At 62.1% G+C, this 9,020-nt stretch carries 9 protein-coding genes; 4 read left to right on the top strand and 5 right to left on the bottom strand.

Annotated features, from left to right (window positions below; all coding sequences use genetic code 11):
• Positions 1-203 precede the first annotated feature (203 nt).
• The 3 genes from CRO75_RS17125 to CRO75_RS17115 form a co-directional block, all read right to left on the bottom strand.
• Complete coding sequence (locus tag CRO75_RS17125) at positions 204-1,157, bottom strand: ornithine cyclodeaminase family protein (protein ID WP_097136978.1); 954 nt, start codon at positions 1,155-1,157, stop codon at positions 204-206.
• A gap of 138 nt (positions 1,158-1,295) precedes the next feature.
• A complete protein-coding gene (gene rhlB / locus CRO75_RS17120; RefSeq protein ID WP_097136976.1) occupies positions 1,296-2,786 on the bottom strand; it encodes an ATP-dependent RNA helicase RhlB in 1,491 nt (496 codons plus the stop codon).
• A 95-nt stretch (positions 2,787-2,881) separates the two neighbouring features.
• The gene (locus tag CRO75_RS17115; RefSeq protein WP_097136974.1) at positions 2,882-3,538 is read right to left on the bottom strand and encodes an alpha/beta hydrolase; all 657 of its coding nucleotides are present in this window, start codon (positions 3,536-3,538) and stop codon (positions 2,882-2,884) included.
• A gap of 467 nt (positions 3,539-4,005) precedes the next feature.
• Here CRO75_RS17115 and CRO75_RS17110 point away from each other — a divergent pair, with 467 nt between their 5' ends.
• The 4 genes from CRO75_RS17110 (at position 4,006) to CRO75_RS17095 (ending at position 8,168) form a co-directional block, all read left to right on the top strand.
• Positions 4,006-5,037 carry an amino acid ABC transporter substrate-binding protein gene (locus CRO75_RS17110; RefSeq protein ID WP_007932108.1) on the top strand — a complete coding sequence of 344 codons (1,032 nt, stop codon included), beginning with the start codon at positions 4,006-4,008 and terminating at the stop codon, positions 5,035-5,037.
• A gap of 66 nt (positions 5,038-5,103) precedes the next feature.
• Positions 5,104-6,285, top strand: a complete 1,182-nt coding sequence (locus tag CRO75_RS17105) for an amino acid ABC transporter permease (RefSeq protein WP_097136972.1) — start codon at positions 5,104-5,106, stop codon at positions 6,283-6,285.
• A 10-nt stretch (positions 6,286-6,295) separates the two neighbouring features.
• On the top strand, positions 6,296-7,393 hold the full coding sequence (locus tag CRO75_RS17100) for an amino acid ABC transporter permease (RefSeq protein ID WP_009042287.1): 1,098 nt from the start codon (positions 6,296-6,298) through the stop codon (positions 7,391-7,393).
• Positions 7,394-7,403: 10 nt separating this feature from the next.
• Positions 7,404-8,168, top strand: a complete 765-nt coding sequence (locus CRO75_RS17095; RefSeq protein ID WP_007932116.1) for an amino acid ABC transporter ATP-binding protein — start codon at positions 7,404-7,406, stop codon at positions 8,166-8,168.
• 60 nt (positions 8,169-8,228) lie between these two features.
• Here CRO75_RS17095 and CRO75_RS17090 read toward each other — a convergent pair whose 3' ends face one another.
• Together CRO75_RS17090 and CRO75_RS17085 are read right to left on the bottom strand one after the other, a co-directional pair.
• Entirely contained in the window at positions 8,229-8,702 is a 474-nt protein-coding gene (locus CRO75_RS17090; protein ID WP_097136970.1) for a type II toxin-antitoxin system MqsA family antitoxin, read from the bottom strand.
• On the bottom strand, positions 8,699-9,010 hold the full coding sequence (locus CRO75_RS17085) for a type II toxin-antitoxin system MqsR family toxin (RefSeq protein WP_053277555.1): 312 nt from the start codon (positions 9,008-9,010) through the stop codon (positions 8,699-8,701). The genes CRO75_RS17090 and CRO75_RS17085 overlap by 4 nt, the downstream gene beginning before the upstream one ends.
• Between the last annotated feature and the right edge of the window lie 10 nt (positions 9,011-9,020).

Here is a 9,020-nt window from a genome sequence, read left to right as displayed (position 1 = left end):
CGATGGATTCCTTATCGGCGCTTGTGATGAACGCGAGAGTGGGGGAATTCTCCTACCGTCTGGCTTGCAGAAGCGAGTTAAGTCCCTCCACCCCGACAGGCCCACCTTAAGACATACAAGCGAGCTTGCTCGCGATGAGGCCGCCAACGACACCGCGTAGTGTTCAGTTTTTTATCGCGAGCAAGCTCGCTCCTACAGGTCGTTCATGTGTTGCGTTGCAGATGATAGAGCGCATTGGCCAGGGCGATGTCTTCCAGGCCCAGGCCGATGGAGCGGAAGAACACGTGGCGCCCCGGCTCCGGTCGTTGCGCCAGGTCGCTGAGCAGTTCGGGCAGGTCGCCGAGAATCGCCGCCTTGTCCCAGCCATGCCGTTCGCCGGCGATCAGCATCTCGCCGGCCGAGCCGGGGGTGGTCTGACGATAGTCGCAATACACCTGCATGTCCTTCAGTGCTGCGGGCGGCACTTCGTGGGCCCGTGGCGCGTTGGTGCTGATGGAGGTGATCAGCGCTGGCTTGCGCAAGGTGCGCGGGTCGATCACCGGGCCGGCGGAGGAGGTGCAGAGCATGATGACGTCGGCGTCCTGCAGGGCGTCATCGAGCTGGCTGGCGACTTGCAGGCGCGGGTCGAGGGCCTTCAGGCGCGCGATGTCCTCGGCGGATTTGCCGGCCAGGCCAGGGGAGTACAGGCGGATGGATTGCCACTCGCGCAGGGCTTTCACGTAATGCAGGTGGGCCTGGGCCACCGGGCCGCTGCCAATGATCGCCAGGTGCCTGGCGTCGGCTGGCGCCAGGGCATCGACGGCCACGGCGGTGGTGGCCGCGGTGCGCGCGGTGGTCAGTTCGCCAGCGTCGCAGAGCAGCAGCGGCTGGCCGCTGTCCATGGACATCAACAGGGTCCAGGCGGTGACCAGCGGACCTTCGGCGCGGACGATATAGGGCGAGGTCTTGACCCCGTAGACCCGCTCTTCGGCCAGCACGCCCAGATAGTTGATAAAGTCCCCGGCGCCCTGGGGAAACTCCACCAGCTGTTGCGCGGGCTGCACGGCAAGCCCGGCGGCCAGGTCGTGGAACAGCTTGCGCAAAACCTGCGGCACGTCGACCTGCGCCAGCAACTGGCGGGCCTGAGGCTGGGTCATCACGGACGGCGTGCTGGACATGCGGGTGCTCCCAAGAAATAAACTTATTTGTCTATTATGGACTTTTAGTTTTGTCGGGCAATATCCAGGCGAAAAAAAACGCAGCCTGTGGTCGGGCTGCGTTTTTCGTTCGGAAGGTTCCATTGGAACCTCCTTCGTTCACTCGCGATCAGGCTTTCGGGCGTTCTTGCGCTCCACGGGGCGCAGCAGCTCGGTCGGCGGCATTTCGCAGCTGATCTTGCGACCCAGCAGCGCCTCGATCGACGGCAACTGATAGGAGTCGTCCTCGCCGGCGAAGCTGATGGACACGCCGTCGGCGCCCGCCCGGCCAGTGCGGCCGATACGGTGCACGTAGTCGTCCGGCACTTCCGGCAGGGTGAAGTTGATCACGTGGCTGATGCCGTCGATGTGGATGCCGCGCCCGGCGACATCGGTGGCCACCAGCACGCGGATCTTGCCTTCGCGGAAGCCTTCCAGGGTCTTGATGCGCTTGTGCTGCGGCACGTCGCCGGACAGCTGGGCGGCGTTCACGCCGTCGCGTGCCAGGCGTTCCTCGATGCGCCGCACTTCATCCTTGCGGTTGGCGAAGACCATGACCCGTTCCCAGCCATTGTCGTTGACCAGGTTGTACAGCAGCTTGTACTTGTCGGCGCCGGCCACCGCGTAGATGTGCTGTTCAACGTTGGCGTTGGCCACGTTCTCGGCTTCGATCTCGACGATGGCCGGGTCGGTGGTCCACTGCTTGGCCAGGTTCATCACGTCGTCGGTGAAGGTGGCGGAGAACAGCAGGGTTTGGCGTTCGCTCTTCGGCGGGGTCTGGCGAATGATCTGGCGTACCTGGGGGATGAAGCCCATGTCGAGCATGCGGTCGGCTTCGTCCAGCACCATCACTTCGACCATGTCCAGGTGCACGTCGCCGCGCTGGTTGAAGTCCAGCAGGCGGCCCGGGGTGGCCACCAGAATGTCGCAATGGCGGGCTTCGAGGTGCTTGAGCTGTTTGTCGAAGTCCATGCCACCGACAAAGGTCATCACATTGAGGCCGGTGTATTTGGTCAGGCTGGCCGCATCCTTGGCGATCTGTACCACCAGTTCGCGGGTCGGCGCGATGATCAGCGCCCGCGGCTCGCCCATGTAGCGCTCTTTCGGCGGTGGGGTCTGCAGCAACTGGGTGATGATCGAGATCAGGAATGCGGCGGTCTTGCCGGTACCGGTCTGGGCGCGGCCGATGGCGTCTTTGCCGGCCAGGGTGAACCCCAGTACCTGCGCCTGGATCGGCGTGCAGTAGGGGAAACCCAGGTCGTGGATCGCGTGCATCAGTTCCGGCGCGAGTTTGAAGTCGTGGAAACGGGTCTTGCCTTCCTGCGGTTCGACGACGAAGTCTTCCAGTTTCCAGGTGCTCACCGGTGGTTTCGGCGCGCGTGGGCGGCGCGGCTGCTCGGCCTTGGGCTTGTCGCTGCGCGGCGCGGTCTGGGCCGTCGGGGCGGCTGGGGCCACCGGCTCTTGCCTGGCCACGGAGGCGGGCGCGATCCGTTCCGGCTGATGGCCGTCGGTACGGCTGCTGGGGCTGGAGGAAGAGGGGCTGGAGCCTGGCGCGAGCTGCTCAGCCTCGCTTTTACCGAAGATTTTCTTGAGTGCTTTGAGCACGGTCATCTCATCAATTGGTTAAGGAATGTACGCCGGGCAGTGTAATGCAAGAATCGGGCGCGGCGTAGTGGATTGCTCAACGGGCTACCTAACTTATCGATTCAGCGCAAACGCTCGCCGAGCCAGGCGCCGATATCGCGAATTTCTTCGGGTAACACTTCGTGGCCCATTGGGTATTCCTGCCATGTCACGGTGACACCATGGTGTTTCAGGTACTCGTAGGCGGTGCGGCCCATGGCGTTCTGCACCACTTCGTCGTACTGGCCGTGCAGGCACAGGGTCGGAATCCGCTGCTGGCTGGCCGACAGTTCGAGTTCATCGCTGAAGGTCGGGGCATAGGTGGAGAGGGCAAGCACGCCACCCAGCGGGCCCTGCCATTTAAGGAAGGCGGTGTGCAGGACGACCGCGCCACCCTGGGAAAAACCGGCGAGGAAAATCCGCGAAGGGTCTATTCCGCTGGCGCGCTGTTCTTCGATCAGGTCGCTCAGGCGTTTGGCCGACTCGTCCAGCTGTTCGCGGTTGATCGCGCGCGCCGGGCTCATGGCCAGAATGTCGTACCAGCTGGGCATGGCATAACCGCCATTGATGGTCACGACGCGGGTCGGTGCCTGGGGCAGGACGAAGCGGGTGGTCAACAGGCTTTCCTGCAGCGCTTCGGCCACCGGCAGGAAGTCGTAGCGGTCGGCGCCCAGGCCATGGAGCCAGATCACACAGGCATCGACGGGCTTGTTGGGCTGAAGAATCAAGGGCTCGGTCATGGTTGCTCCAAATATGTGCGCACGCGCCCAAGCGGTGCGTGATCGAGGTGCGCGGTCGGTTGATCAGTGAAGAAGATGTCGCAAGGCTGCAAGTTTTGCTCTTGACCCCGGGCTGAACCGCTTTAGCCGGCACTCTGGTACGGGCTTTGCTATAGCCGTTGCGTGAAGTGATTGCGTTCACCCTGCCGGTAACACTATCAGGCTACTGGCGGGTGTGGGATAGCAAAGATCCGATGATGGACGTTCGCCAGTGGCCGCTACGGACTTCGCGAACATGCAAGGGCTACAGCCCGTTCGGTCGCTTGGTGAGTATGGGTTTTCTCTTAAATGGATTTTTTCCTACTAGACTCATAGCTAAAGTCCTACGCCGCTTGACCCCATAAAAAGCCAACACGGGTCAACAGTGCCTCATAAGGGTGCGGCAGGACTCAAGCTCCGACACAACAAGAGCAAAACTGGAGGTTTGAATGAAGATGTTGAAATCCACCCTGGCTGTGGTCACGGCCGCCGCGGTACTGGGCATGAGCGGCTTCGCGCAGGCGGGTGCGACCCTGGATGCGGTGCAGAAGAAAGGCTTTGTGCAGTGCGGTGTGAGCGACGGTCTGCCGGGCTTCTCGGTACCGGACGCCACCGGCAAGATCCTCGGCATCGACGCCGACATCTGCCGCGCCGTGGCCGCCGCGGTATTCGGCGACGCGACCAAAGTGAAATTCAGCCAGTTGAACGCCAAGGAGCGTTTCACCGCGCTGCAATCGGGCGAAATCGACATCCTGTCGCGCAACACCACCATGACCAGTTCCCGCGACGCGGGCATGGGCCTGAAATTCCCGGGCTTCATCACCTACTACGACGGCATCGGTTTCCTGGTGAACAACAAGCTGGGCGTCAAGAGCGCCAAGGAACTGGACGGCGCGACCATCTGCATCCAGGCCGGCACCACCACCGAGCTGAACGTGTCCGACTACTTCCGCGGCAACGGCCTGAAATACACCCCGATCACCTTCGACACCTCCGATGAAAGCGCCAAGTCGCTGGAGTCCGGTCGTTGCGACGTACTGACCTCCGACAAGTCTCAGCTGTTCGCCCAGCGCAGCAAGCTGGCTTCGCCGAAGGACTATGTGGTTCTGCCGGAAACCATTTCCAAGGAACCGCTGGGCCCGGTCGTGCGTAACGGCGACGACGAGTGGCTGGCCATCATCCGCTGGACGGGCTACGCCATGCTCAACGCCGAAGAGGCCGGCATCACCTCGAAGAACGTCGAGGCCGAAGCCAAGTCCACCAAGAACCCGGACGTTGCGCGTCTGCTGGGTGCCGACGGTGAATACGGCAAGGACCTGAAGCTGCGCAAGGACTGGGTAGTACAGATCGTCAAGCAAGTAGGCAACTACGGCGAAGTGTTCGAGAAGAACCTCGGCAAGAGCACTCCGCTGGAGATCGATCGCGGCCTGAACGCGCTGTGGAACAACGGCGGCATTCAATACGCACCACCAGTGCGCTGATGGTTCTATCGCCCGGCGGGCCAACCGCCGGGTGATGTTCTTGTTCCATTATTTCCGGGGCACTTCATGCAAAACTCAATCGGCGCACCTAAGCAGAGGCTCAGTCTCAGCGATCCACGAGTGCGTGCGTGGCTATTCCAGATCATTACCGTCGTGGCCGTGATCTCGCTTGGCTGGTACTTGTTCGATAACACGCAAACCAACCTTCAGCACCGGGGGATTACTTCCGGCTTCGACTTTCTCGAGCGCAGCGCCGGCTTCGGCATCGCTCAGCACCTGATCTCCTACACCGAAGCGGACAGCTATGCCCGGGTGTTCGTGATCGGCCTGCTCAACACCCTGCTGGTGACGTTCATCGGCGTGATCCTGGCGACCATCCTCGGTTTCATCATCGGTGTGGCGCGCCTGTCGCAGAACTGGATCATCAGCAAACTGGCGACCGTGTATGTGGAAGTGTTCCGCAACATTCCGCCGCTGCTGCAAATCCTGTTCTGGTATTTCGCGGTGTTCCTGACCATGCCGGGGCCGCGCAACAGCCACAACTTCGGCGACACCTTCTTCGTCAGTAGCCGTGGCCTGAACATGCCGGCGGCCCTGGTGGCCGACGGCTTCTGGCCGTTCGTGGTCAGCCTGGTGATAGCCATCGTTGCCATCGTGCTGATGTGCCGCTGGGCCAACAAACGCTTCGAAGACACCGGCGTGCCGTTCCACAAGTTCTGGACCGGCCTGGCGCTGTTCCTGGTGATCCCGGCACTGTGCACGCTGGTGTTCGGCGCCCCGGTGCACTGGGAAATGCCCGAGCTCAAGGGCTTCAACTTCGTCGGCGGTTGGGTGCTGATCCCGGAACTGCTGGCCCTGACCCTGGCCCTGACCGTCTACACCGCGGCGTTCATCGCCGAGATCGTGCGTTCGGGGATCAAGTCGGTGAGCCACGGCCAGACCGAGGCGGCCCGTTCCCTCGGCCTGCGCAACGGCCCGACGCTGCGCAAGGTGATCATTCCGCAGGCCCTGCGGGTGATCATTCCGCCGCTGACCAGCCAATACCTGAACCTGGCGAAGAACTCGTCCCTGGCGGCGGGTATCGGTTATCCGGAAATGGTTTCGCTGTTCGCCGGTACCGTGCTCAACCAGACCGGCCAGGCCATCGAAGTCATTGCCATCACCATGAGCGTGTACCTGGCGATCAGCATCAGCATTTCCCTGCTGATGAACTGGTACAACAAGCGCATTGCGCTGATCGAGCGGTGAGGAAACGCGCATGAGCACTCATACTTTCAAACCCGACATGCCACCGCCGAGCAGCAGCATCGGGATCGTGGCGTGGATGCGGGCACACATGTTCTCCAGCTGGATCAACACCCTGCTGACCCTGTTTGCCTTCTACCTGATCTACCTGGTGGTGCCGCCGATCCTCAGCTGGGCGATTTTCGACGCCAACTGGGTGGGCACCACCCGCGCCGACTGCACCAAGGAGGGCGCCTGCTGGGTGTTCATCCAGCAGCGCTTCGGCCAGTTCATGTACGGCTACTACCCGGCAGACCTGCGCTGGCGCGTGGACCTGACCGTGTGGCTGGCGGTGATTGGCGTGGCGCCCTTGTTCATCTCCCGGGTTCCGCACAAGGCCATTTATGGCCTGAGCTTCCTGGTGCTGTACCCGATCATTGCCTACTTCCTGCTGCATGGCGGCCTGTTTGGCATGGCCAACGTCGCCACCAGCCAGTGGGGCGGCCTGATGCTGACCCTGGTGATCGCCACCGTTGGCATCGCCGGCGCCTTGCCGCTGGGCATCGTGCTGGCCTTGGGGCGACGCTCGAACATGCCGGCGATTCGTGTGGTCTGCGTGACCTTCATCGAGTTCTGGCGTGGCGTGCCGTTGATCACCGTGCTGTTCATGTCCTCGGTGATGCTGCCGCTGTTCCTGCCCGAAGGCATGAACTTCGACAAGCTGCTGCGGGCGCTGATCGGGGTGATCCTGTTCCAGTCGGCCTACATCGCCGAAGTGGTGCGCGGCGGGTTGCAGGCGATTCCCAAGGGGCAGTACGAAGCGGCCGCGGCCATGGGCCTGGGCTACTGGCGCAGCATGGGCCTGGTGATCCTGCCGCAAGCCCTGAAGCTGGTGATCCCCGGCATCGTCAACACCTTCATCGCCCTGTTCAAGGACACTAGCCTGGTGATCATCATCGGCCTGTTCGACCTGCTCAACAGCGTGAAACAAGCCGCCGCCGACCCGAAATGGCTCGGCATGGCCACCGAAGGCTATGTCTTCGCGGCCCTGGTGTTCTGGATTTTCTGTTTTGGTATGTCCCGCTACTCCATGCATCTGGAGCGTAAGTTGGACACAGGCCACAAGCGTTAGGAGTATCTCCATGAGTGAAGCGATCAAAAAGCCTGTGAGCCCTGAAGGCATTATTCAGATGCAGGGCGTGAACAAGTGGTACGGCCAGTTCCACGTGCTCAAGGACATCAACCTCAACGTCAAGCAGGGCGAGCGCATCGTCCTGTGCGGGCCTTCGGGCTCGGGCAAGTCCACCACCATCCGCTGCCTGAACCGCCTGGAAGAACACCAGCAGGGCCGCATCGTGGTCGATGGCGTGGAGCTGACCAACGACCTCAAGCAGATCGAGGCGATCCGCCGTGAAGTCGGCATGGTGTTCCAGCACTTCAACCTGTTCCCGCACCTGACCATCCTGCAGAACTGCACCCTGGCGCCGATGTGGGTACGCAAGATGCCCAAGCGCAAGGCCGAGGAAATCGCCATGCATTACCTGGAGCGCGTGCGCATTCCGGAGCAGGCGAACAAGTACCCGGGCCAGCTCTCCGGCGGTCAGCAGCAGCGCGTGGCGATTGCCCGGGCGCTGTGCATGAAGCCGAAGATCATGCTGTTCGACGAGCCGACGTCGGCCCTCGACCCGGAAATGGTGAAAGAGGTTCTGGACACCATGATCGGCCTGGCCGAAGACGGCATGACCATGCTCTGCGTGACCCACGAAATGGGCTTCGCGCGCACCGTGGCCAACCGGGTGATCTTTATGGACAAGGGTGAAATCGTCGAGCAGGCCGCGCCTAACGACTTCTTCGACAACCCGCAGAACGAGCGGACCAAGCTGTTCCTGAGCCAGATCCTGCACTGATCCAGGTACAGCCTTGAAAATGAACCCGGCCTGGCGCCGGGTTTATTTTTGCCTGGGATTTCATGACGTCGCGACGCGAGCCTGGTGCGGATCGTCGTCGGCCGCGGGCGCTTGTTGTTCGCTGAGTGCCTGCACGTCGGCCATCAGTTGCGGATGACGATCGAGCAGGCGCATCAACATGAACAGCGGCTGGGGCGGGGCGACCTCGCCGCGTTCGTAGCGGGAGAAGGCGTTGTGCCCGCCGCCGGAGAGCAGCTTTACCGCATCCTTCTGCGAGAGGTGCAGCTTGCGGCGGATGCGTTTCATCTCGCTGGCCATGAACTGCCGGCAATCTTCCAGCAATTGGTCGCCGGCGTTGGCGTAGCGTTCGGCGCTGGCGGCGTCGAACTCGATTTCTGCGCAGGCCTGGCATTCCCAGCCGGCCAGGCCATGAACCTGACGCACCATGTGCTTGTAATCGATCAGCTCGCTGCGGTTCTCGAACGGCTGCATGCCGGCCGGGGCCCCACAACTGACGCATTGTCTTTGTTTCATGGGTGTTTCTCCTTGAAGGAGATCACTGGGGGACCGCCGCCGGGGCGGTAAGTGACTTTGATGTACAGCTCCACGGAATCGATGTGCGTGTAATACACGTCCTGCCAGATTCGATGATCGAGATAGCTGGTCATCGACTTGTAGAGCATTTTCCCCTGCAGCCCGGCAACCACCTGCTGCATGTCCCGGCAGGTCAGGCCGAGGTGCCGGCCGCTGACCAGGGCGGTTCGGGTAAAGGCGGCTGCCCCCAGACGGGCGACATCCGCCTTGATCACCGACAGGTCGTAATGAGGTGTGTGCTTTTCCATAAGACACCTG

This window comes from Pseudomonas sp. LAMO17WK12:I10 (genome assembly GCF_900215185.1).
Taxonomy (GTDB): domain Bacteria; phylum Pseudomonadota; class Gammaproteobacteria; order Pseudomonadales; family Pseudomonadaceae; genus Aquipseudomonas; species Aquipseudomonas chlororaphis.
Note: the sequence above shows the minus strand (reverse complement) of the source record. Positions and strands in the feature narration are given on the sequence as shown.

Bases quoted from the DNA above. Each gene is read 5' to 3' on its own strand.
- rhlB (WP_097136976.1), bottom strand. From the start codon at position 2,786: ATGACCGTGCTCAAAGCACTCAAGAAAATCTTCGGTAAAAGCGAGGCT.
- CRO75_RS17100 (WP_009042287.1), top strand. From the start codon at position 6,296: ATGAGCACTCATACTTTCAAACCCGACATGCCACCGCCGAGCAGCAGC.
- CRO75_RS17110 (WP_007932108.1), top strand. From the start codon at position 4,006: ATGAAGATGTTGAAATCCACCCTGGCTGTGGTCACGGCCGCCGCGGTA.
- CRO75_RS17095 (WP_007932116.1), top strand. From the start codon at position 7,404: ATGAGTGAAGCGATCAAAAAGCCTGTGAGCCCTGAAGGCATTATTCAG.
- CRO75_RS17125 (WP_097136978.1), bottom strand. From the start codon at position 1,157: ATGTCCAGCACGCCGTCCGTGATGACCCAGCCTCAGGCCCGCCAGTTG.
- CRO75_RS17085 (WP_053277555.1), bottom strand. From the start codon at position 9,010: ATGGAAAAGCACACACCTCATTACGACCTGTCGGTGATCAAGGCGGAT.
- CRO75_RS17115 (WP_097136974.1), bottom strand. From the start codon at position 3,538: ATGACCGAGCCCTTGATTCTTCAGCCCAACAAGCCCGTCGATGCCTGT.
- CRO75_RS17090 (WP_097136970.1), bottom strand. From the start codon at position 8,702: ATGAAACAAAGACAATGCGTCAGTTGTGGGGCCCCGGCCGGCATGCAG.
- CRO75_RS17105 (WP_097136972.1), top strand. From the start codon at position 5,104: ATGCAAAACTCAATCGGCGCACCTAAGCAGAGGCTCAGTCTCAGCGAT.